The following is a 22,646-nucleotide window of genomic DNA, read 5'->3' as shown; positions in this document are numbered from 1 at the left end:
TTATGCTGCCTCTTTTGCCAGATTCATAAACAAAATTGATACTTGTGCGCCGATCACTTCATCTCCCTGCATACGATTCCGGACTTCGATCTTGGCACCATGATCATCAACGATTTTCTTCACCACCGCTAGACCCAATCCGGTGCCCTTACTCTTTGTTGTTACATACGGCTCAAATGCTCTTGCCAATATCTTAGCTGGAAAACCTGAACCGCTATCACTTATTGTTAATCGCACCGCATTTTGTGGCACACCACTAAGCTCTCCGTAAGACACCAATTCTGTTTTTACTTCAACTGGTTCAGCCTGATGCTTGCCCTCAAGAGTAGCATCTTGTGCATTTTGCAAAAGATTATGAATAATCTGTCTCAGTTGAGTGGGGTCACCCATAATATTTGGGCACTGCGAATCAAGCTGGGTTCTTAACGGGCTTCCCTCATAAAGGCCCAAGATCTCTTTGGTCAAAGTATTAATAGAGAGTGATTTCAGTTGGGGGCTTGGTGTCTTCGCGAAATCCCTAAAGTCATTCACCATTTCTTTCATGGCCTGAACTTGCCCAATGATGGTTTCCGTACTGCGATTCATCATCTCTTCCTGCTCGGGGCTCAATTTACCAGCCAACTTATGCTGTAATCTCTCCGCTGAGAGTTGTATAGGGGTCAGCGGGTTCTTGATCTCGTGCGCAAGGCGCCTTGCCACTTCACTCCAAGCAATGGAGCGCTGAGCACTCACTACATCAGTAATATCATCAAAGACCACCATACGTAAGTCCGCGGTTAATTCGGTTCCGCGAATAAATAAAGTGACGCCAGGCTCATTCTCAAACTCATTTGTACTGTGGAGCTGAATTTGTTTTTGCCATACTGGCGCTGTTTTATTGGCATCCATTTTCGGCTGACCACTCTCCGCGGCGACCGCTAACTTCATAGTTGCAAAGCCTTCTTTAATGGCCTGCTCAAACTCAACAAGACTTGGGCTATCACTTAAAGGGCGTCCATCCATTTGCGTTAAGTCTTGTCCAAAGATACGATCAGCGCCTGCATTGCTAGACACCACATTAAAGCTCTTATCAAAGATGCAAACACCGGCAGTTAAATTTCCTAATACCGTCTCTAGAAATGATTTGGATTCTTGCAAGGATGTTCTGGTGTCGGCAAGTTGGCGAGTCATCACATTAAATTGCCGCGTGAGCATACCCAACTCATCGCCAGTATCGAGCTCTGGTTTAGGAGACAGGTCTCCCTGAGCAACAGCCTGCGTGCCTTTTAATAACATTAACAAAGGTCTGGCTAACTGACGGCCCAGAACTAAAGCCAGCGTAACCGCAACAAATAGTGCAAAAAATAGCGTTAATGTGAGCGTACCCACAAACATTTTTCGCAGACCGGTCCTGCCTAATGATTTTTCTTGATAGTCGCTGTAGGCAGACTCAACCGCAACGATATTTTTAGCCAAAGGGCCAGGAATGAAGCGAACTAATTGCAGAAAATATTTATCCTCTATTTCTTTACCAGCATCTGATTTGTTGGCGATATGTTTTTTACGCACAATTGGGACAATAGCCCTTATGCGATACCCGCGCTGCCCGCCATCCATTTCAATTTGATCTACAAAAGTGGCGCCCTTCTTTTTAAATGCTTCCGCAATGACCTCTGGGGCGGGTGCCGGAAAATATTTCTTGGGTCGCGACTCACTGGTTAGTATCAAATTACGCTGAATAGTAAATAGGCTAACCTCTTGAATGCCAAATTGATTGCGAGCCTTCATCACCATAGCGCCAACTTGTTCAGAAGTTGCTCCAGAAGGGATCTGCACAATTTGCTCGGCGATGTAATTGCCCTCAGCCAATATCTCTTCTTGTGCAACGCGCAGAGTAACGCGCCCCAACTCAAGCCCAGCATCCAATGCAGACTCTACTTGAACGTCAAACCAAGTTTCAATACTACGGGACACGAACTGCAGGGATACGCCATACAAAATTAATCCCGGGACAACGCCAACCAAGGCAAAAATCATAGCCAGTTTTGCTACTAGACGCGTACCAAATCGGCCCTTGCGCCAACGAACAGCAATCACAATAACCAAAGTCAGAATGACCAAGGTTAAACAAATGCCAACGATTACATTGGCCGCATATAGCCAAATAAAATAGTTATCAAAAAACTCGGTGTTTGATGTTGCGATTGACAGCAGCACCAAAAGCAAGAGGGCAAAAGCCCCGATCACCGCCATGGCTGTAGGTAGTGCTCGTCTTTTCCAGGCATCCTTCTCAAAGGCATTGGATCCAATGAAGTCTAAAGATATCTTCATCGTTTAATGATGTTGGGGCCATTTGGCAGGAATGGAAAGCGCAGCCAATCGCTGGTGACATTCCAGTCGCGATTATTTAATGCATTTACTTGAAATGGCTTTGGCAGCTTACTTAAATCTAAAGTCATTCTTAATGCCGCAGTGTAAGACTTACTTGGATCAACTTGGCTGCCGTCAATTACTCGCCAACCCCCAATACTACCAACCGCCTGCAAAGCTTCAAACATGGTCTTGGCAGAAAAGGTAAAACCTTCGGAAGCAATACGATATTGCTGCGTCATCGGCTGATAAGATAATCGGGTTAGTCGTTGCGCAAGGGCAGATTTTTCATCAAACCAATACCAGCGTGAACGGGTTACATCAAACTCAGTCTGAAAATATAAGACCACGCCTTTTTGAACTGCATCTTCTAAGCCTGGGGTTAATTCAATCTGGAATGTGGCATTTAATAGCCAGTCACCATCCACCCGCTCAAGGTCGGCAGATTTAAGTTTGATTCCCTCTGCGCTTGCTGCCACTGAAAATACACTCAGCGCTATCAACACACAAAGAAAGAATTGTTTAATGCCTTGGCTCATGCACCATTTTTCTTAAACAAAGCGTAATAAAAACCATCATTTAGCTCGGCGGGCAAAATTTGTCCGGGGGCGCTTAATCGTAACGCATCGGCATGCTCTACCGCAAACCAAGTTGCCTGATCTTCGCCCTCCTCCGGAAACACGGAACAAGTCACATACAAAAGCGTGCCGCCAATCTTGAGCATCTTCCAAGCCTGCTCCAATATAGCCCGCTGTCTTAGTTGTAGGGCTTTAATATCTGCCTCACGACGCAGAAATGGAATGTCTGGATGTCTAGCAACAATGCCAGATGCTGAGCAGGGTGCATCTAATAAAATTTTGTCAAATGGCTTGCCATCCCACCAAGCCGCCTTTGAGGCATCACCGCGGACCACTCGAACAGCATCAGACTGAAGGCGCAAACGATCTAAATTGCCGCCAATTTTTCCAAGGCGCTCTCCATCTAGCTCTAAGGCAGTCATCTCGCATTGCGCTAGCTCTAGTAAATGGGCAGTTTTGCCCCCAGGCGCTGCGCAAGCATCCAATATGCGTTCACCCGGTTTTGGATCAAGCAATATGGCTGCAATTTGGGCGCCTGCATCTTGAACAGAAACTGCGCCACTATAAAAGCCCGGCAAATCAGATACTGGCACCGGCTCACGCAAGAGCAAAGCAGAATCCAGTCTAATCCCAACGACATCCTTAATAGGCTCGGCAACTATGCCCGCTTGATGCAATAGTTCTTGATATTCCTGGCGCGTATGTTGTTTAACATTCACTCGCAAAATTAATGGCGCACGTTGAGCTTGCTGAATCAACATTGCCTGCCAAGCCTTTGAATAGTTTCGCTTCAAACTGGCTCGCCACCAGGGCGGGAAAAACATTGGGATTGGATCTGGTGGATACGGCTTCTCATTCTCAGCCTGAACTGCGAGGCTCACCTTGCGAAGTACAGCATTTACCAAACCCTTGGCATACATCGTAGGCTCATACTCACTGCAGGCTTTGACAGCTTGGTCAACGATCGTATGTGCCGCGTATCCTTTGCCTTCGGTTACGCCCTGCAAAAACAATGCCATCGCTACGCTTAATAAATATTCCACCTCTGGTGGTGGTGGTTTTGGAATAAATTCCTGAATAAACTCATGCGACCTCACCCACTTACGCAAAGCATCAAATGTGAGGCTTTGCACAATGGGGCGCTCATGGGGCTCGAGCTGATCCAATACTTCTGTGAGTGATCGCCCCAACATCACCTCGCCAATGGCTTGTGCAGAAATAGTGATTGCCTCTGATAGCGGAAGACTGCGTGGTGTTTTTTGATCAGTCAAATTATTCCGCTCCGGGGTAAACCCCGTTTTTAGCCATACTGTTTAAACGAGCTACTCGCTCCTCCATCGGGGGATGAGTAGAAAAAAGTTGCGAGAGTCCGCCAGCGATCAAAGGATTAATGATCATCATCTGCGCGGTTTCAGGGTGTCGTTCAATTGCTTGAAATGGAATATTTTGGGAGTAAGCGTGAATTTTTTGTAGGGCCTGCGCTAGCGCCTCGGGATCAGCGCTAATTTCTGCGCCACCACGATCTGCCTCGTATTCACGTGCGCGGGAGATGCTCATCTGAATTAGGCTGGCTGCCAAGGGCGCCAAAATCATGACCAGTAATGATGCCAACGGATTACCTTGTCGGCCCTCAGAATTTCGGCCACCTGCAAACATCGCAAGATTGGCTAAGGCTGAAATAGCACCGGCCATGGTTGCGGCTAAAGTAGAAATTAAGATATCCCGATGCTTGACATGGGCAAGCTCGTGCGCCATAACGCCCCGCAATTCTCGGCCAGACAATATTCTGAGAATGCCAGTGGTTGCTGCAACGGAGGCATGCTCAGGATTTCGACCGGTCGCAAAGGCGTTAGGGGCATCCTCGTCAATCAAAAATACTTTGGGCATGGGCAGCCCAGCTTTATTCGCCAACTCTTGAACCAAAGCGTAGAGCTGTGGCGCGGAGCGCTCATCTACTTGTTGCGCATTGGTCATTTTGAGCACCATCGTGTCTGAAAACCAATAGCTAAAAAAGTTCATTCCAGCCGCCATCAACAAAGCCAAGAGCATTCCTTGCTCACCACCTAGCATGCCACCGACCACTACAAACAGTGCGGTGATTGCCGCCATCAAGATAGCTGTCTTTGCCAAATTAAACATTCTTAAATCCTTGCTTATTTGCGAGCTTTTCAAACCTCATGGGGGAATGAGCAGTAGTGCCACCTGAAATACAGAGACTAGCAGCAATCTTTTTACCGCCAGGCTTTTGCATTTCTAAGATCTCAATCACACCATCGCCGCATTGAACATATGCGCCATCTCCATCAAATCCTAAAACCTGTCCGGGCTTGGCGTCTTGGCTTTTTGGCGCTTTGCTAGGCAAGCAAGAATTCCAAAACTTGAGTTGCTCACCATGGAGGCTGCTGGTGGACCCAGGGAATGGATTAAAAGCTCGAATACGTCGATCAATTTCAGTGGCACTTAAATGCCAATCGATCTCCGCTTCGCTCTTCAATATTTTTTCTGCATAGGTAACGCCTATGCCAGGCTGTGGAGTTCTTGTGATGCCAGGGTCTTTATCCAAGTCATTGAGCGTCTTGACCATGAGCTCCGCACCCAAGACTGCCAAACGATCATGGAGTGATGTGCTGGTTTCGTGAGGTGTAATTTGTAAATCACCTACCAAAACGGTATCACCAGTGTCCAAGCCCGCATCCATCTGCATGATGCTCACACCTGTAGTGGCATCGCCACTCTCGATAGCACGCTGTATCGGTGCCGCACCACGCCATCTTGGCAGCAAGGAGGCATGAATATTAAAGCAGCCATATCTACCATTGCGAGAGGCAATATCAAGAATATCTTGGGGAAGAATTAATCCATAAGCAACAACTACCATCGCATCAAAATCAATATCAGATAAATATTGATAAGCCTGTTGAGCGGCAATCTTCTTTTGTGGATCTGCATGCCCCCGCTTCAGCGTTTCTGGTTGTAATACGGGAATGTTTTTTTCTTGTGCAAATACTTTTACAGGACTAGCCTGCAGATGCATGCCGCGACCTGCACGACGATCTGGCTGAGTAAGCGCTAAAACGATTTGATGGCCAGCGCCATCTATTGCACGCATTGCTTGCGCAGCAAACTCTGGGGTGCCAGCAAAAACTATTTTCATTGGGCGCTTAGCGCTCGCCTACTAATTCTTTTGCGCGCTTTTTCATTTTGAGAGAAATGCGATTGCGCTTCAACATCGAGAGATACTCAACAAATACTTTGCCTTGCAAGTGATCCATCTCATGTTGCAAGCAGACCGATAACAAACCATCTGCCTCAACTTCAAATTCTTTACCGTTAATATCAAGCGCCTTCACTCGCACGACTGCTGGACGATCTACTTCATCGTAATACTCGGGTACAGAGAGGCAACCCTCACGCCACGATTTTTTTTCTGGGCTCGCCCAAACTAATTCTGGGTTGATGAACACCATTAATTCATCTTGATTGTCTGAAACGTCAATCACAACAATTCGCTCATGAATATCCACCTGAGTTGCAGCCAAACCAACTCCGGGAGCTTCGTACATTGTCTCGGCCATATCAGCCACAATTTTTTTGATACGTGCGTCTACCTGCGCCACGGGTTTTGCAACTTTGTGTAAGCGCGGATCTGGATAACAAAGGACAGTTAATAAAGCCATATCGGAATTATCCAACAGAGTAATCAGGCTGTCCTGATAGTTCTCTCTCGCCCTATGCTGAAAATTGCTTTATGCACATTCCAAAAAATCCTCACAATATTCAAATATGCCGGAATTCCCCTGGCTACCCAGCTCGCTTGCTAGATTTATGCGACCCACCTCATTCACTCTATATATATGGGGACATTAGCCTGCTAAATTTGCCCATGATTGCCATTGTTGGGTCGCGCGCCGCTAGCCCAGAAGGAATCAAAAACGCCCACTATTTTGCGCAGGCCCTATCTGCAGAGGGCTATCTGATTGTTTCTGGCCTAGCTAAAGGGATTGATGGCGCTGCCCACCTAGGGGCTCTTGGACCAAATCAAGGCTATCCAACCTTAGCGGTGTGCGGAACAGGGCTGGATATCGTGTATCCAAGAGAGCATCTTCGGTTGGCTAAGGCGATTGCTGGTGCCGGGCTCTTGGTATCCGAGCTAGCCCCAGGGTTGGGTCCAAAACCCTGGCACTTTCCACGCAGAAACCGCATCATTGCGGCCCTAGCCCTAGGAATTCTTGTAATTGAGGCAGCTGAGCGCTCTGGTTCGCTGATTACCGCCAGGCTGGGGAACGAGCTTGGCCGGGAGATTTTTGCGATTCCCGGATCGATTCACCACCCCCTTTCCAAGGGTTGCCACCAACTTCTGCAGCAAGGTGCCAAACTGGTCCAATCCCCGGAAGATATTCTTGAGGAGTTACCAAAATACCAAAAAACCTCATTTAAAAGGCTTTAAAAGCCTATTTTGACTAAATTGACCCTTCATAAGACCCCCTAGTAGCTCACAAAAAATGCGGGTTTTGGACTTTTGTTAATTTATCGGTTAATAATAAAAAAGAGGGGTGCGGCGGGTTTACCCAGGATCTGGTTTAAATTGGTCGCCCGTTTCTACCCATTAAAAACATGATTTCAAGCTCAAATTTAGGCAAAACGCGTGGCAACTAAAGCAACTACCAAAAAAAGCAGCTCAAAGACCTCAACCGTAGATCATCCTAAAGCACTGATCATTGCGGAGAAACCTTCCGTTGCGAATGACATTGCCAAAGCTTTGGGCGGCTTCACTAAATATGAGGACTATTTCGAGAGTGATGACTTTGTTATTTCTTCCGCGGTTGGCCATCTATTAGAAATCGCCGCCCCCGAAGAATTTGATGTCAAACGCGGTAAGTGGTCATTTGCAAATCTTCCGGTTGTGCCACCCTATTTTGATTTACGCCCGATTGCTAAAACTGAATCGCGACTTAAGGTGTTGCAAAAGCTCATTAAGCGTAAAGATATTAATGAACTTATTAATGCATGTGACGCGGGACGCGAAGGTGAGTTGATTTTTCGTTTGATTGCTCAGCACGCAAAAGCACCCCAAGCAATCAAGCGACTTTGGTTACAGTCGATGACGCCAGCAGCCATTCGTGATGGCTTTGCCTCACTACGTAGCGATAGCGATATGCAACCACTAGCAGATGCAGCGCGTTGCCGCTCTGAGGCCGATTGGCTTGTGGGAATCAACGGTACTCGCGCCATGACTGCATTCAACAGCAAGAGTGGTGGATTTTTTCTAACAACAGTTGGTCGAGTACAAACACCCACACTATCAATTGTGGTGGAGCGCGAAGAGCTCATCCGTAAATTTATCTCCAAAGATTATTGGGAGGTGAAGGCAGAATTTATTGCTGCGGCTGGCGTGTATGAAGGTCGTTGGTTTGATCCGAAGTTTAAGAAAGATGCGGCTGCGCCTGATGCGCGTGAAAATCGCTTGTGGAGCGAAGCAGCAGCGCAAAGTATTGTTGCAGCCTGCCGCGATAAAAAGGCTAGCGTTAAAGAAGAAGCAAAACCAGCCACTCAACTGGCGCCGCAACTATTTGACTTAACAAGTTTGCAACGTGAAGCCAATGCACGCTTTGGCTTCTCAGCTAAAAATACTTTGGGTTTAGCCCAGGCACTTTACGAGCGTCACAAGGTACTTACTTATCCACGTACAGATGCAAAAGCATTGCCTGAAGACTATCTAGAAACCGTGAAGCAGACCATGGAAAACTTGGCTGAACATTCACAAGAATATCGCCCCTTCGCCAAACAAATTTTGCAAGGCGATCCCAAGGATCCAAAGGCTAAGGCTGGATATGGCTGGATCAAACCAAACAAACGTATTTTTGACAACTCAAAAATATCCGATCACTTTGCAATCATCCCCACCTTAGAGTCTCCAAAGAGCCTGAGCGAGCCCGAGCAAAAGCTGTATGACTTAGTTGTGCGTCGCTTCTTGGCGGTGTTTTATCCCGCAGCTGAATTCCGCGTCACCACTCGGATCACCGAAGCATCAGGGCACCACTTTAAAACTGAAGGTCGCGTACTGGTCACACCAGGTTGGCTAACGGTGTACGGCAGATCTAATCAAGCGGATGATGAGTTGGTAGCAGTGCAAGAAGGTGAAACTGTTCAAACTGAATCTATCTCAGCGATCCCATTAAAAACCAAACCACCAGCTCGCTACACCGAGGCAACTTTATTATCAGCAATGGAGAGCGCCGGTAAGTGGGTGGATGATGATGAGATGCGCGAAGCGATGGCTGAAAAGGGCTTGGGCACACCTGCAACGCGCGCAGCCATTATTGAAGGCCTGCTAGCAGAAAAATATATGGTGCGCGAAGCACGCGAGCTCATTCCTACAGCTAAAGCATTCCAATTAATGACACTCTTGCGCGGCTTAGATGTTGAGGAATTGACGCGCCCCGATCTCACGGGCAGCTGGGAAAATAAACTTTCCTTGATTGAGCGTGGCGAGATGAATCGCGACACCTTCATGCAAGAAATTGCCCAGATGACCCAACGCATCGTCAAGCGCGCAAAAGAATATGACAGCGACACGATTCCTGGTGACTATGCCACTATGTCTACGCCATGCCCACACTGTAAAGGCGCGGTTAAAGAAAACTATCGTCGCTTTGCATGTGAGAAGTGCGGCTTTACGATTAGTAAAACTCCGGGTGGTCGCGCATTTGAATATCCAGAAGTAGAAGAATTGCTGCGTGAAAAAACTATTGGGCCATTGCAGGGGTTCCGCAGCAAAATGGGTAGGCCATTTGCGGCGATTATCAAATTAAGCGAAATTCCTGAGGATGATAAGGATTATCCAAATGCAGGCTTCAAGCTTGAATTTGATTTTGGCAATACTCAAGAAGATGAGTCTGAGGCGATCGACTTTACTGGCCGCCAAGCCTTAGGCGTTTGTCCAAAATGTTCTGGCGCTGTATATGAAGATGGCATGCGCTATTTATGCGAAAGAAATACTGGGCCAGAAAAATCATGTGATTTCAAAACAGGCAAGGTTGTTTTGCAACAAGAAATTTCTGCTGAGCAAGTTCAAAAATTGCTCGCCGAGGGTAAGACAGATTTGCTGACCAACTTCAAATCAAACCGTACTGGTCGTGGCTTTAAGGCCTATCTTGCTTTGGGTGCCGACGGCAAAATTGGTTTTGAGTTTGAAGCAAAAGCACCCAAAGCGGGTGCTGCCGCTAAAGCGCCAGCAAAGAAGCGTGCGGGCGCTAGTGCAGCAACTAAGTCTGCAGCAAAACCCAAGCGTGCCAGCAAAGCAAAGTCATCTTCAAGCACTTGAGTAGTAATGAGTTTGGCGGCTAAAGCCGACCACAGTGCGCCTCTCGACCCCAGGGCTGTTGCCAAAAATATCCCTGGGCGTTGAGTCAGTGCGCCAATAATCGGCAAACGATCGCCAGCGACGCAACGAACACCTACAAAACTTCCTGACTTTTGAAGTTGGCTAAGGTCACCATGTTCATAATTCAGCAAGCCTCTTGCCTGTTCACGATTAAAGTCATCACTAGCATCCCAATCCCGAAGATCAGACTCCCCCTCATCAAAACTAGAGCCCACTATCCATTGATAATTTCCATCAGGCAATTTCTTGGCTGGCAAACAATAGCCATCGCCCGATATAGCGGTGTGAGGTAGTCTTGCTGCCCACGAACTATTTTCATCAATAGAAAAAATGCTTAGCTGTCCACGTACCGGCCTCAAAGGAAGTCGTACGTCAATACTTGCAGCTAACTTTTTCGTTTCAAGCGCTGTCGCAATAATGACTTTGCCAGCAATCATGATGGGTCTATCGTGAGGGTCGATTAATTGCCAGCCGGCATTTACCTTCTCCAGACGAGCTACGGGAGTATTCCAGCTGCAAGTCAATTTTGGGTGGGGGGCTAACGCATCTTGAGTTGCTTCAAACAGATTTAATGATGCGCCCCGTGGAAGCCAAATGCCATCTTGAGAAATTCCACAAGCCCGCATAGCATCATTCGCATCAAGTGCTTGTGCCATCCCCTCATCAAGATCGAGTGAACGCAGGTAACCTGCAACATCATCCCGATTAAAAACTTTGTCTTTTTTGTTTGGCTGAAAGATGCCGTGCTGATTCCAGACCTTGCCCCATCGAGCTTCGGCTATCAGAAAGGCAATGCGAGTTAGGCGCAATAAACGGGGGGCGCCACGACCAACATGTGGGTGAGCAATGGCGTAAGCGTGACTAGAACATGCTGATGCGGGGTGAGGGGCTGAGTCAATAATACAGACCGCTTGACCGCGCTCAAGCAACTCACTGGCAATGCTGGAGCCAGCAATGCCTGCCCCAATCACCACGATGTCATGGTGTTGGGGTAAGGTCATTAAATAAAGATGTTTTTGAAAATGCTTCTTAAACCTCTAGGGAATGCCTAGGCGTTTAAGCGCTTCTCGATTTTGCTACGAGCTTCGACCAACTCTTTAGGTAAGCGCTCACCTAAATGCTCAAACAATTCTGAATGAAGTTTGAGCTCGTTCTTCCAGTCGTCAACAGCAACAGTAATCGCTTTTTCAAACTTGTCTACTGAGTAATCGAGACCATTCCAATGCATATCAGCGTGCTCTGGACAAATGCCAAATACAGTTTCCTTGCCCCTAGCTGTGCCTTCAGCGCGGCCCAAGATCCAAGACAACACGCGCATGTTTTCACCAAAACCAGGCCATACAAACTTACCGTTTTCATCTTTGCGGAACCAGTTCACACAATAGATTTTTGGCAACACGGCGCCTTCAGCAGCAAGCTTGCTACCAATGTTTAACCAATGTTGGAAGTAATCGCTCATGTTGTAGCCAGCAAATGCAATCATCGCAAAAGGATCGCGACGAACAACGCCGACTTGACCAGTAATAGCAGCAGTAGTTTCAGAGCCCATTGTTGCGGCCATGTAAACACCTTCTACCCAGTCACGCGCTTCACTTACCAATGGAACCGTGTTCGAGCGACGACCGCCAAACAAGAATGCATCAATCGCTACGCCCTCAGGATTATCCCAATTAGGATCAACTGCAGGGTTATTGGTAGCAGCTACAGTGAAGCGTGAATTTGGGTGTGCAGCTTTGCGACCAGCAGCGCCATCAGCAGGAGTCCAGTCCTTGCCTTGCCAATCAATTAAATGCGCTGGAGGTGTATCAGTTAAACCTTCCCACCAAACATCACCATCATCAGTTAAGCCAACGTTAGTAAAGATTACGTCTTGGTTTAATGAATCGAGACAGTTTGGATTGGTTTGACGATTTGTTCCTGGAGCAACGCCAAAGTAACCAGACTCTGGGTTAATCGCAAACAAACGTGTCTTACCTGTAACAGGGTCTTTGCGTGGCTTGATCCATGCAATGTCATCACCAACTGTAGTGACCTTCCAACCTTCGAAGCCCTTTGGAGGAATCATCATAGAGAAGTTGGTTTTTCCGCAGGCAGATGGGAACGCAGCAGCGATATGGTATTTCTTACCTTCTGGTGAAGTCACGCCCAAGATCAACATGTGCTCAGCTAACCAGCCTTGATCGCGCCCCATATTGGATGCGATACGCAAAGCAAAACATTTTTTACCTAACAATGCATTCCCACCGTAGCCAGATCCAAAAGACCAAATCTCACGTGTCTCTGGATAGTGAACGATGTATTTGTTTTTGTTGTTAGGCCACGCAACGTCTTTTTCGCCAGCAGCCAAAGGCTTACCAACAGTGTGAATACAAGGAACAAATTCACCAGTGGCGCCAAGTTGATCAATCACTGCTTTACCCATGCGAGTCATCAAGCGCATATTGATAGCAACATATGGGCTATCAGAAAGCTCAACACCAATGTGGGCGATTGGGGAACCAATTGGGCCCATTGAGAATGGCACTACGTACATTGTTCTGCCGCGCATGCAACCATCAAACAATGGCTGTAGAGTGGCGCGCATTTCGCTTGGCTCTACCCAGTTATTTGTCGGGCCTGCATCTTCTTTTTTTGCAGAGCAAATAAACGTGCGGTCTTCAACACGAGCCACATCATCTGGATCTGACAATGCTAAGAAAGCGTTTTTGCGCTTAGCTGGGTTGAGGCGCTTGAATACGCCGGCATTTACCAGCAACTCACAAAATTCATCGTATTCAGACTGGGAACCATCACACCAATGAATCTTGTCTGGTTTAGTTAAGGCGGCCACTTCGGCAACCCATTGAATCAGTTTTTGATTTTTTACGTACTCAGGTGCATTGGTATTGATAGTCATGAGAGTCCTATGAAATGTAATATTTTTGATCGCACTATTTTAACATTTTGGGCATATTTTTAGGGCTTGGCCCACCAAGAGCAAACCCTTTACTTGCCAATACAAAATTGGCTAAAAATCTTGCCCAAAAGGTCATCGGGGAGCAGTTTTCCAGTAATGTGCCCTAGCTGATCTTGCGCTAAACGGAGCTCTTCTGCAAATAACTCCAGCGATATGTTGCCATCTGCTGCGAATTGTTGAGATTTATCTAAGTGGGTGGCAGCCCTATCTAAGCAATCCAAATGTCGTCTACGTGCCAAGATAGCACCCTCTTGAGTGCCGCCCCAACCCACAGACTCTAAGATTTTCTGTTTTAGCAGCTCAATACCATCACCCGTCTTGGCCGAAATCAGCAAACGGGGGTTTGTGTCTTGATTTATTGCGGATTCGCCCAGCAAGTCTGATTTGTTGCAAACCTCAAGGACGGGGCACTTTGGGGGGAGCGCTTGCAAAATTTGGGCTTTCAGCCCCGAGGCCTCAGCGTTATTGTTTTTGTCTGTAGAGCTTGGGTCTTGTAGAAATATAACCAGGTCGGCAGCTCGGATGGCCTCCCAAGATCTTTCGATGCCTTTTGCCTCAACTAGATCACCAGTCTCACGCAAGCCAGCGGTATCAATGATGTGCATAGGTACCCCATTAATGGTGATGCTCTCCTTAACCCGATCCCTTGTAGTTCCAGCGATAGGCGTGACAATGGCCACCTCCTCACCAGCCAAACGATTAAGGAGGGAGCTTTTTCCAACATTGGGGGCGCCAGCCAAAACCAACTGGATGCCGTCACGCAAAATTTTTCCTTGCTTTGCACCCTCACGAAGTCCTTGCAACTTTTTCATTACCGTACTGAGGCGCTCGCGAGCCTGGGCATTCTCTAAGAACTCAATCTCTTCTTCAGGAAAGTCTAGGGTGGACTCCACCAAAATACGTAACTGGGTAATTTCTTCAATCAAACTATTGATATCGTTTGAAAAAGCTCCTTGCAATGAGCGTGCTGCACCACGAACTGCCGCCTCACTTTGGGCGTCAATTAAATCTGCGATAGCCTCTGCTTGCGCTAAATCGATTTTGTTGTTGAGGTAGGCGCGCAAGGAAAACTCGCCAGGTTCAGCAATTACTAAGCCCTGATCTTTCCCAAGCTCAAGACAACGCTTCATGACCAACTCTAAAAGTTGTGGCCCGCCATGGCACTGCAGCTCTAAAACATCTTCACCAGTAAAGGAGGCGGGGGCGGCAAAGTAAATGGCAATGAGTTGGTCTATCGACTCGCCTTGCGCATCACGAAGTGTCAGTAAGTTGGCCTGACGGGGCGAAAGCGCCTTCTGAAATAAAGCCTCAGACAGCGGCAAAAGCTGAGCCCCACTGATGCGAATGACTCCAACACCAGCTTTGCCTGGTGCGGTGGCAACCGCAATGATGGGCAACTTTCTAGTCATCATTGCGGGCACTCCGTATTCATCTTTGGGCAGCTAAAAATTTATTTAGCTGGCTTCTTTCCAAACATTTGATTGATTTGCCATTGTTGAGCAATTGACAGCAAGTTGTTTACCACCCAGTACAGAACCAAGCCCGCAGGGAAGAAGAAGAACATTACCGAGAACACTAGCGGCATATACATCATCACCTTCGCCTGAATTGGATCTGGTGGCGTTGGGTTTAGTTTGGTTTGCACAAACATAGATGCTGCCATGATGATTGGCAAAATGTAATATGGGTCCGGAACTGATAGGTCATGAATCCAACCAATCCATGGTGCATTGCGCATTTCCACTGAAGACAGCAGAACCCAGTACAAAGAAATAAATACAGGAATCTGAATAACTACCGGTAAGCAACCGCCCAAAGGATTAATTTTTTCCTTGCGATACATCTCCATCATCGCTTGGTTTAATTTTTGTGGCTCACCTTTGTATTGCTCTTTCATCGCAAGCAAACGTGGCTGAACTTCTTTCATGCGTGCCATTGACTTATAACTAGCAGCGGACAGCGGGAAGAACACCAGCTTAATCAAGATGGTCAACAAGATGATTGACCAACCCCAATTACCAACATAGGAGTGAATGTTTTCTAGCAACCAGAAAATAGGTTTGGCAAGAATGGTGAGGTAGCCATAGTCTTTGAGCAAAGCAAACCCTGGGGCAATCGTTTCTAAAACGCTTTCCTCTTGCGGGCCTACAAACAGCTTTGCTTTTTCAACAACGGTTGTTCCTGGTGCAACTACGCCCAAGGGTGTTTGCATGCCAATGCGGTAAAGATTGTTATCAATTCTTCCCGCATAAATGTCTCGCGCCGTCTTGTCACCGGGAATCCACGCGCTGGCAAAGTAGTGCTGAACCATGGCAATCCATGCAGGATCCCCAGCCGGCACTTGCGTAGGAATAGTAATTTTGTTTTTATCAATCGCCGTGAATTCCAGCTTATTGAATTTTTCTTTTTCGGTGTAAGCGGCAGGACCCGTGAAGGTGCTTGCAGAGAACGCGCCATCAAAGGGTCCAATTTTTTGCTCTTGTGAAGCATCGCGCACGATCTCTGTGTAGAGAACTAGTGGCGCTGCATTTGCATTGCTTTGTGTAACGCGATGTCCAACATCAACAACATAACTGCCGGGACTTAAGATAAATGTCTTCTCTAGTTTTACGCCATTGCGCTCGCTAGCTAAAACAATAAAAGGTTTGCCGGATCCATCTTTCCCGGACTGCACTAATTTAAATGTTGTGGTGTGGTTAGGTAGATCCGCATTACCCAAAGCAATTAAGCCAGAGCGTGCAAAGTATTTATGGTTCGGTGCGTATTGGAATAGTTCAACAGGCTTCTTTTCTGCTGTCAGCTGCTTAGGTAGCTTCGCATCAATAATGTTGGCGCCATTGGCGCTGATTTCCAAAATCAACACATCGTTTTGCAATACAAACTTTTCTGATGTTTCAATTGCGTTAGCAACAATGGCGGGCGCTTGGTTCGGCGCTGGAATGCTGGGACTTTGTACTGGGGATGGAATATCAATTTTGCTTGCTTGAGCTTTATCAGCTACAACAGCAGTGCTTGCAGGGCTTCCACCAAACATCGATGGTTTTCCCTCGTGAACCTGCCAGTTGTTGTACAACATCAGGCCCGACATAGAGAAGACTGCCCAAAGAATTGTTTTTTTAAAGTCCATTTGCATTCACTTAATGATGATGAGGTATTGGTTTTACTGCGGGGTCTATCCCCCCTTGTGACCATGGGTTGCAACGCAAAACACGCCACACCATGAGCCTACAGCTTTTTAAAAATCCGTAATTTGCAAAGCAGTCGCAAGCGTATTGGGAACAAGAAGGTACAAACTTACATTGCATTCCAACAAAAGGGCTGAGCGCAATTTGATAAACCCTCAAAGCCTTAATGGCCAACTTATTCAATAGACGCACGTTAAATTAACCCTGCAATTTGGCTTCGCAGCGTTTCTTTTTCTTTGCTTCTGAGTCTGCCGCGGGTCTCGCGACCGATTGGTTTTTTCAGCTTCACCACAACGTCGCCGTTGAGATGTGTAGCTTGAGCACTTCTAATTAATTCGCGGATCATGCGCTTTAATTGGTTGCGATCCACCGCACGCTTAGCTAACTTTTTGGCGACCGCAATACCTAAGTCTGGCTTAGCGCCCTGATCTGACGATGCCAAATACAAACCCCAATACAAACTTGTCTTGGGGCGTGTTTTTAGTAATTCAGAAATCCTGGCGCTATTCAACTGCTAACTTAAACAGCTAGACGTTTGCGGCCTTTAGCGCGACGTGCGTTTAATACTGCGCGTCCACTCTTAGTTTTCATGCGAATACGGAATCCGTGAGTGCGTTTACGACGTGTTACTGAGGGTTGGTATGTTCTTTTCATGATTCATCCTGCAAAACCCCGTATTTTCCTTGTTGCGCAGCAAAAGGTCAACCGCTGCGGAACAATATATAGGTATTTTTCTCTATTTTACTTGGCTGTTTTTATTAACTAATTGATTTATATAGGTTTTTAAGTTTTATACACAAGTTATCCACAGGTTTTCCACGTTTTTCTAGCTTGTGGATAACTTTGTGGGATCGCTACAATGGATCCTCCAAAAATATGAGTAACTTACAGAATCCTCCCACATTGAATTCACTTAGCCCACTGGGGTTTTGGGATGGCGCCCTAGGCGCGCTTGCTCGAGAGCTCTCCCCCCAACAATTTAAAACCTGGATTGCTCCACTAAGTCTGGTTTCTTATGATGAAAGTGAGCAATCACTCATATTGGGAGCCCCAAACAGATTCAAACTTGATTGGATTAAAAAGACTTTTTCTGACCGCTTCCAAGAGATGGCCGACCAATACTTTGGTCACCCTATCACCTTAAGCTTCATTCTTAATGTTGAGGGATCGAGCAGCCAAACAATGCCGGCCAGCACCCCACAAGAAAAGCTTGAGCCTCAGGGGCCTGTAATTAGCGCAGATAGTTCATCGACAGAGGAGCAGGCTTTTGAAATTGAAGATCACTCCAAACTAAACCCCAACCTTACTTTTGAAACATTTGTAACCGGTAAAGCCAATCAATTGGCAAGGGCTGCGTCAATTCAGGTTGCCCACAACCCGGGCACCTCTTATAACCCCATGTTTTTATATGGTGGTGTGGGTTTAGGTAAGACCCATTTAATTCACGCGATTGGAAATCACCTTTTAAAAGAGAAGCCCAACGCCCGAATTCGATATATCCATGCTGAGCAGTATGTCTCAGACGTGGTTAGGGCTTATCAACAAAAGGCTTTTGACCGCTTTAAGCGCTATTACCACTCTTTAGACCTACTATTAATTGACGATATTCAGTTTTTTAGCGGGAAATCGAGAACGCAAGAAGAGTTTTTCTACGCATTTGAGGCGCTTCTGAGCAACAAAGCCCAAGTCATCATTACCAGCGATACCTACCCAAAAGAAATGGCTGGTATAGATGATCGCCTTATTTCACGCTTTGACTCAGGCCTCACGGTTGCAATTGAACCCCCTGAACTTGAGATGCGGGTGGCTATTTTGATGAAGAAAGCTTTAAGTGAGGGCATCCCCATGAGCGAGGATGTGGCCTTCTTTGTAGCGAAACACTTGAGATCCAATGTACGAGAGTTAGAGGGCGCATTAAGGAAGATTTTGGCCTTCGTTCGCTTCCACGGTAAAGAAGTCACTATTGATGTGGCCCGCGTAGCCTTAAAAGACTTGCTCTCAATACAAAATCGTCAAATCTCGGTTGAAAACATCCAAAAGGCGGTGGCGGATTTTTACAGCATCAAAGTTGCGGACATGTATTCCAAAAAACGTCCGGCAAATATTGCTCGGCCACGTCAAATTGCGATGTTTATGGCAAAGGAGCTTACCCAGAAAAGCCTCCCAGAGATTGGAGAGTTGTTTGGCGGCAGAGACCACACCACGGTTTTACACGCCGTGCGAAAGATTGGTGAAGAGCGCTCCCATGATGGGCAGCTTAATCATGAAATCCACGTTATTGAGCAAACCCTAAAGTCATAGGTTTTTAACCTGTGGATAAGGTTGTGGATAGCTCAATGGATAACTTTGGGGACATCATGTGGATAAATTGTGGAAAGCTCGCGCTTCATGCAAAAATAGGGTGTTGATTAAAAGTTATCCAATATTTATGCAGTGCTTATACAAAAGTTTTCCACAGGTTTTTTTGGTTTTAACGGGTTGTTTTATATACGGTTTTTGAGTTATCCACTGAAATAACGAGCCTTATTACTACTACTAATAAGATATATACAAGGATTTAAAAGCAATGCAACTAGTAAACACCTCACGTGACAGTTTGTTAAAACCTCTTCAGGTTGTTAGTGGCATTGTTGAACGTCGACATACCTTACCCATCTTGGCAAACCTGTTGTTTAAGAAGCGGGGTGACAAGGTTTCTTTTATATCCACCGATATAGAAATTCAAATTACAACCAATGCCAGTTTTGGTGTTGGTACTGAAGATGTAACAACTACGGTTGCCGCAAGAAAGCTGCTTGATATCTTGCGCGCGCTTCCAGAGGGGCCGGTAGCGCTAAATCTTAAAGATAACAAGATGGTTGTTCAGAGTGGCAAAAGCCGCTTCTCTTTGCAAACTTTATCTGCAGCTGAATTTCCAGTAATGCAAAGTGTTGGTGAGGTAACCGCAAGTTGGAAGATGACTCAAAAGAGTTTTCGTCAGCTAGTTAGTCAAGTCCATTTTGCAATGGCTCAACAGGATATTCGCTACTACCTTAATGGTATGTTGTTGGTTGTTGAGGGCAAACAAGTAATCGCTGTAGCTACCGACGGCCATCGTTTAGCTTATTCTCAAGTTGAGTTGGCTGAGGCCCCAGTGGGTTCTGGACAAAGACAAGAAATTATCATTCCTCGTAAAACCATTCTTGAGTGTCAACACCTGCTTGAGGACTCGGATGAGATATTGGAGATGAGTCTTACATCAAACCAGGTGAAATTTACTTTTGGTGATATCGAATTGATTTCAAAATTGGTTGAGGGTAAGTTTCCTGATTTTCAGCGAGTAATTCCAAAAGGTCACAAAAATTCATTAGTGGTCGGGCGTGACGTTTTGCAATCAGCGCTACAACGTGCTGCAATTTTGACAACTGATAAATTTAAAGGTGTTCGTTTCTCCTTATCACCTAACCGAATCACCGTTCAATCAACGAACGCTGAACAAGAAGAGGCGCAGGAAGAGATTGAGACTGAATATAGTGGTGATGTAGTTGAAATTGGTTTCAACGTGAGTTATTTATTAGATGTTTTGTCAAACTTGAAGAATGAAAAAATTCAAATTAGCTTGGGTGATGCCAATAGTAGTGCGGTGATTACTTTGCCTGGTTCAGAAGACTTCAAGTATGTTGTGATGCCAATGCGTATTTAATTTAGAAAAAAATGACTGAAGAAAAAAAAGTAGTAGAGCAGTACGGTGCATCATCGATCCAAATCTTAGAAGGTCTTGAGGCAGTTCGTAAGCGTCCAGGTATGTATATCGGGGATACCTCCGATGGCACAGGTCTGCACCACTTAGTTTTCGAGGTTTTAGATAACTCTATTGATGAAGCATTAGCAGGTTATTGCTCTGAGATTACTGTTGTTATCCAAACTGATAACTCCATTTCTATTGTTGATAACGGTCGTGGGGTTCCAACAGGCATTAAGTACGACGACAAGCATGAGCCTAAAAGAAGTGCGGCTGAGATTGTGATGACGGAGTTACATGCCGGTGGTAAGTTTGACCAAAATAGCTATAAAGTTTCTGGTGGTTTACATGGTGTAGGTGTTAGTTGCGTTAACGCACTATCTAAATGGTTGAAGCTCACCATTCGTCGTGACGGTAAAGCACATTACATGGAGTTTGCGCGCGGCGTTATTCAGAGCCGTAATATTCAAGAAGAGAATGGTGTTGCGGTTTCTCCAATTACTATCACTGGTGACACCACGCTATCTGGTACAGAAGTTCACTTTTTAGCTGATGAAGATATTTTTGGAAATATTGAGTTTCATTACGAGATTCTTGTCAAACGTATTCGCGAGCTCTCATTCTTAAATAACGGTGTTCACATCAAATTAATTGATCAGCGCTCTGGTCAAGAAGAAGATTTTGCTTTCTCTGGTGGTGTAAAAGGTTTTGTTGAATACATCAACCAAACCAAAAACGTATTACACCCAAACATTTTTTACGCAGAAGGCATTCGCCCATCAGACCTAGGTGGCAACATTACTGCTGAAGTCTCTATGCAGTGGAATGATAGTTTTAGTGAGCAAGTACTTTGTTTTACTAACAACATTCCTCAGCGTGATGGCGGTACTCACTTAACTGGTTTGCGCGCTGCTATGACGCGAGTCATTAATAAATATATTGACGAACATGAAGTCGCCAAAAAGGCAAAGGTAGAAATCTCTGGTGATGACATGCGAGAAGGCCTTGCTTGTGTGTTGTCGGTTAAGGTGCCTGAACCAAAGTTTTCAAGCCAAACAAAAGATAAATTGGTTTCCAGTGAGGTGCGTGGCCCGGTAGAAGAAATTGTTGCAGAGGCCTTGAGCGCTTATCTTCAAGAGCGTCCTGCTGATGCAAAAATCCTTTGCGGGAAAATTGTAGATGCCGCTCGCGCTCGTGAGGCTGCTCGCAAAGCTAGAGATATGACTCGTCGCAAAGGAGTCTTAGATGGTTTAGGCCTCCCTGGAAAATTGGCGGACTGCCAAGAAAAAGATCCAACTAAATCTGAATTGTTTATTGTCGAGGGAGACTCCGCGGGAGGCTCTGCTAAGCAGGGGCGCGACCGCCGTTTCCAAGCAATTCTTCCCCTAAAGGGAAAAATCTTGAATGTGGAGAAGGCGCGCTTTGACAAGATGTTGGCAAGCCAGGAGGTGGTTACTTTAATCACCGTCCTTGGTACTGGCATTGGCGCAGAAGAATATAAGGCCGATAAACTCCGTTATCACCGCATCATCATCATGACCGACGCGGACGTTGATGGTAGTCATATTCGCACACTACTACTTACTTTCTTCTATAGACAGATGCCTGAGCTGATTGAGCGTGGCCACATTTATATTGCGCAACCACCTTTATATAAGGTGAAGTTTGGTAAGAATGAGCAGTACATCAAGGATGATGCTGAATTAAACCAACTGCTTTTAAAGATCGCCCTAGAGTCAGCATCACTACAAACCCCTGCTGGTGAAATTATTGAAGGTGCTGCATTGGGTGAGTTGGCAAAGCATTATCAAGTCATTCAATCTATTGTTGATCGCCTCTCACGCACCATTGATGAAGATGCCTTGCGTGCAATTGCTTCTGGTACCCAATTAAATTTAGATACTGAACAGTCTGCTCAAGAGTCTGCTGAGCGGTTACGCATTGCACTTGCTGATTCTTTAAATCCTTTGGCCTTGCCACCAGAAATTATTGTGCAAAAGGAAGAGCGCACCGATCGATTTAAGTTGTTGCTCTCTCGCCGCATACATGGCAACTTGAAGTTATCTGCAATTAACTCTGACTTTGTTCATGGTGATGACTATCAAAGTTTGGCAAATGCTGCCGCGGTTTTATCTGGCAAAGTATTGCCTGGCTCGAAAGTGCGTCGTGGCGATCCAGACAAAAACCAAAAAGAACAAGCCATTCAAGATTTCAGAGCAGCTTTTGCTTGGTTGCTTTCGGAGGCAGAACGTGTGCTCAGTCGTCAGCGTTACAAGGGTCTTGGTGAGATGAACCCATCACAGTTGTGGGAAACCACAATGGATGCTAGCTCACGCACCTTGCTTCAAGTCAAAATTGAAGATGCAATTGCAGCTGATCAAGTCTTCACCACCTTGATGGGTGATGAGGTTGAGCCGCGTCGTGCGTTTATTGAGAAGAATGCATTAATTGCGCGTAACTTGGATGTTTGATT

Annotated in this window: 17 protein-coding genes and 1 pseudogene; 5 read left to right on the top strand and 13 right to left on the bottom strand. The window is 46.1% G+C overall.

The window, feature by feature from the left end; all coding sequences use genetic code 11:
• From ICN30_RS03515 to def, 6 genes are read right to left on the bottom strand one after another with little or no spacing between them, the layout of a single operon-like run.
• Nucleotides 1–2,310, bottom strand: a complete 2,310-nt coding sequence (locus ICN30_RS03515) for an ATP-binding protein (RefSeq protein WP_216273220.1) — start codon at nt 2,308–2,310, stop codon at nt 1–3.
• Entirely contained in the window at nt 2,307–2,888 is a 582-nt protein-coding gene (locus ICN30_RS03510) for a DUF4390 domain-containing protein (protein WP_216229621.1), read from the bottom strand. Before ICN30_RS03510 ends, ICN30_RS03515 begins: the two co-directional genes overlap by 4 nt.
• Entirely contained in the window at nt 2,885–4,198 is a 1,314-nt protein-coding gene (gene rsmB, locus ICN30_RS03505; RefSeq protein ID WP_216229620.1) for a 16S rRNA (cytosine(967)-C(5))-methyltransferase RsmB, read from the bottom strand. The genes ICN30_RS03510 and rsmB overlap by 4 nt, the downstream gene beginning before the upstream one ends.
• 1 nt (nt 4,199) lies before the next feature.
• Nucleotides 4,200–5,066 carry a zinc metalloprotease HtpX gene (gene htpX, locus ICN30_RS03500; RefSeq protein ID WP_216273219.1) on the bottom strand — a complete coding sequence of 289 codons (867 nt, stop codon included), beginning with the start codon at nt 5,064–5,066 and terminating at the stop codon, nt 4,200–4,202.
• Nucleotides 5,059–6,081, bottom strand: coding sequence for a methionyl-tRNA formyltransferase (gene fmt, locus ICN30_RS03495; RefSeq protein WP_216229618.1), 1,023 nt, complete (start codon nt 6,079–6,081; stop codon nt 5,059–5,061). Before fmt ends, htpX begins: the two co-directional genes overlap by 8 nt.
• A 7-nt stretch (nt 6,082–6,088) precedes the next feature.
• Nucleotides 6,089–6,604, bottom strand: coding sequence for a peptide deformylase (gene def, locus ICN30_RS03490; RefSeq protein ID WP_197712879.1), 516 nt, complete (start codon nt 6,602–6,604; stop codon nt 6,089–6,091).
• Between the two features lie 71 nt (nt 6,605–6,675).
• Here def and dprA point away from each other — a divergent pair, with 71 nt between their 5' ends.
• The gene (dprA, locus tag ICN30_RS03485) at nt 6,676–7,374 is read left to right on the top strand and encodes a DNA-processing protein DprA (RefSeq protein ID WP_216229617.1); all 699 of its coding nucleotides are present in this window, start codon (nt 6,676–6,678) and stop codon (nt 7,372–7,374) included.
• A gap of 198 nt (nt 7,375–7,572) precedes the next feature.
• Entirely contained in the window at nt 7,573–10,251 is a 2,679-nt protein-coding gene (locus ICN30_RS03480) for a DNA topoisomerase III (protein ID WP_216229616.1), read from the top strand.
• Here ICN30_RS03480 and mnmC read toward each other — a convergent pair.
• The 7 genes and pseudogenes from mnmC to rpmH all read right to left on the bottom strand — a co-directional run.
• Nucleotides 10,221–11,312 (bottom strand): annotated as a pseudogene (mnmC, locus tag ICN30_RS11635) (FAD-dependent 5-carboxymethylaminomethyl-2-thiouridine(34) oxidoreductase MnmC); the annotation flags it as partial. The gene ICN30_RS03480 and the pseudogene mnmC overlap by 31 nt on opposite strands.
• A 47-nt stretch (nt 11,313–11,359) precedes the next feature.
• A complete protein-coding gene (locus ICN30_RS03475) occupies nt 11,360–13,207 on the bottom strand; it encodes a phosphoenolpyruvate carboxykinase (GTP) (RefSeq protein ID WP_216273216.1) in 1,848 nt (615 codons plus the stop codon).
• Nucleotides 13,208–13,296: 89 nt separating this feature from the next.
• Nucleotides 13,297–14,676 carry a tRNA uridine-5-carboxymethylaminomethyl(34) synthesis GTPase MnmE gene (gene mnmE, locus ICN30_RS03470; protein WP_370626581.1) on the bottom strand — a complete coding sequence of 460 codons (1,380 nt, stop codon included), beginning with the start codon at nt 14,674–14,676 and terminating at the stop codon, nt 13,297–13,299.
• 41 nt (nt 14,677–14,717) lie between these two features.
• The gene (yidC, locus tag ICN30_RS03465; protein ID WP_216273212.1) at nt 14,718–16,394 is read right to left on the bottom strand and encodes a membrane protein insertase YidC; all 1,677 of its coding nucleotides are present in this window, start codon (nt 16,392–16,394) and stop codon (nt 14,718–14,720) included.
• A gap of 10 nt (nt 16,395–16,404) precedes the next feature.
• Nucleotides 16,405–16,644: a membrane protein insertion efficiency factor YidD gene (gene yidD, locus ICN30_RS03460; RefSeq protein WP_216273210.1), complete on the bottom strand. Its 240-nt coding sequence runs from the start codon at nt 16,642–16,644 to the stop codon at nt 16,405–16,407.
• A gap of 1 nt (nt 16,645) precedes the next feature.
• A complete protein-coding gene (gene rnpA, locus ICN30_RS03455; RefSeq protein ID WP_216273208.1) occupies nt 16,646–16,963 on the bottom strand; it encodes a ribonuclease P protein component in 318 nt (105 codons plus the stop codon).
• A gap of 8 nt (nt 16,964–16,971) precedes the next feature.
• Nucleotides 16,972–17,106, bottom strand: a complete 135-nt coding sequence (rpmH, locus tag ICN30_RS03450; RefSeq protein WP_011903922.1) for a 50S ribosomal protein L34 — start codon at nt 17,104–17,106, stop codon at nt 16,972–16,974.
• 222 nt (nt 17,107–17,328) lie between these two features.
• On the opposite strand from rpmH, the gene dnaA reads away from it, so the two are divergent.
• The 3 genes from dnaA to gyrB all read left to right on the top strand — a co-directional run bounded on the left by dnaA (nt 17,329) and on the right by gyrB (nt 22,644).
• Nucleotides 17,329–18,753: a chromosomal replication initiator protein DnaA gene (gene dnaA, locus ICN30_RS03445; RefSeq protein WP_216273206.1), complete on the top strand. Its 1,425-nt coding sequence runs from the start codon at nt 17,329–17,331 to the stop codon at nt 18,751–18,753.
• A gap of 265 nt (nt 18,754–19,018) precedes the next feature.
• Nucleotides 19,019–20,134, top strand: a complete 1,116-nt coding sequence (gene dnaN / locus ICN30_RS03440; RefSeq protein ID WP_216273204.1) for a DNA polymerase III subunit beta — start codon at nt 19,019–19,021, stop codon at nt 20,132–20,134.
• A gap of 11 nt (nt 20,135–20,145) precedes the next feature.
• Nucleotides 20,146–22,644 (top strand): DNA topoisomerase (ATP-hydrolyzing) subunit B, encoded by a 2,499-nt coding sequence (gyrB, locus tag ICN30_RS03435; RefSeq protein WP_216273202.1) that lies wholly within the window; start codon nt 20,146–20,148, stop codon nt 22,642–22,644.
• Nucleotides 22,645–22,646: the final 2 nt, after the last annotated feature.

Source organism: Polynucleobacter sp. 31A-FELB (assembly GCF_018882405.1).
In the GTDB taxonomy this organism is placed as follows: Bacteria; Pseudomonadota; Gammaproteobacteria; order Burkholderiales; family Burkholderiaceae; genus Polynucleobacter.
Note: the sequence above shows the minus strand (reverse complement) of the source record. Positions and strands in the feature narration are given on the sequence as shown.

Bases quoted from the DNA above. Each gene is read 5' to 3' on its own strand.
- def (WP_197712879.1), bottom strand. From the start codon at position 6,604: ATGGCTTTATTAACTGTCCTTTGTTATCCAGATCCGCGCTTACACAAA.
- rpmH (WP_011903922.1), bottom strand. From the start codon at position 17,106: ATGAAAAGAACATACCAACCCTCAGTAACACGTCGTAAACGCACTCAC.
- yidC (WP_216273212.1), bottom strand. From the start codon at position 16,394: ATGGACTTTAAAAAAACAATTCTTTGGGCAGTCTTCTCTATGTCGGGC.
- fmt (WP_216229618.1), bottom strand. From the start codon at position 6,081: ATGAAAATAGTTTTTGCTGGCACCCCAGAGTTTGCTGCGCAAGCAATG.
- ICN30_RS03515 (WP_216273220.1), bottom strand. From the start codon at position 2,310: ATGAAGATATCTTTAGACTTCATTGGATCCAATGCCTTTGAGAAGGAT.
- gyrB (WP_216273202.1), top strand. From the start codon at position 20,146: ATGACTGAAGAAAAAAAAGTAGTAGAGCAGTACGGTGCATCATCGATC.
- dprA (WP_216229617.1), top strand. From the start codon at position 6,676: ATGCACATTCCAAAAAATCCTCACAATATTCAAATATGCCGGAATTCC.
- ICN30_RS03475 (WP_216273216.1), bottom strand. From the start codon at position 13,207: ATGACTATCAATACCAATGCACCTGAGTACGTAAAAAATCAAAAACTG.
- dnaA (WP_216273206.1), top strand. From the start codon at position 17,329: ATGAGTAACTTACAGAATCCTCCCACATTGAATTCACTTAGCCCACTG.
- htpX (WP_216273219.1), bottom strand. From the start codon at position 5,066: ATGTTTAATTTGGCAAAGACAGCTATCTTGATGGCGGCAATCACCGCA.
- ICN30_RS03510 (WP_216229621.1), bottom strand. From the start codon at position 2,888: ATGAGCCAAGGCATTAAACAATTCTTTCTTTGTGTGTTGATAGCGCTG.
- mnmE (WP_370626581.1), bottom strand. From the start codon at position 14,676: ATGACTAGAAAGTTGCCCATCATTGCGGTTGCCACCGCACCAGGCAAA.
- dnaN (WP_216273204.1), top strand. From the start codon at position 19,019: ATGCAACTAGTAAACACCTCACGTGACAGTTTGTTAAAACCTCTTCAG.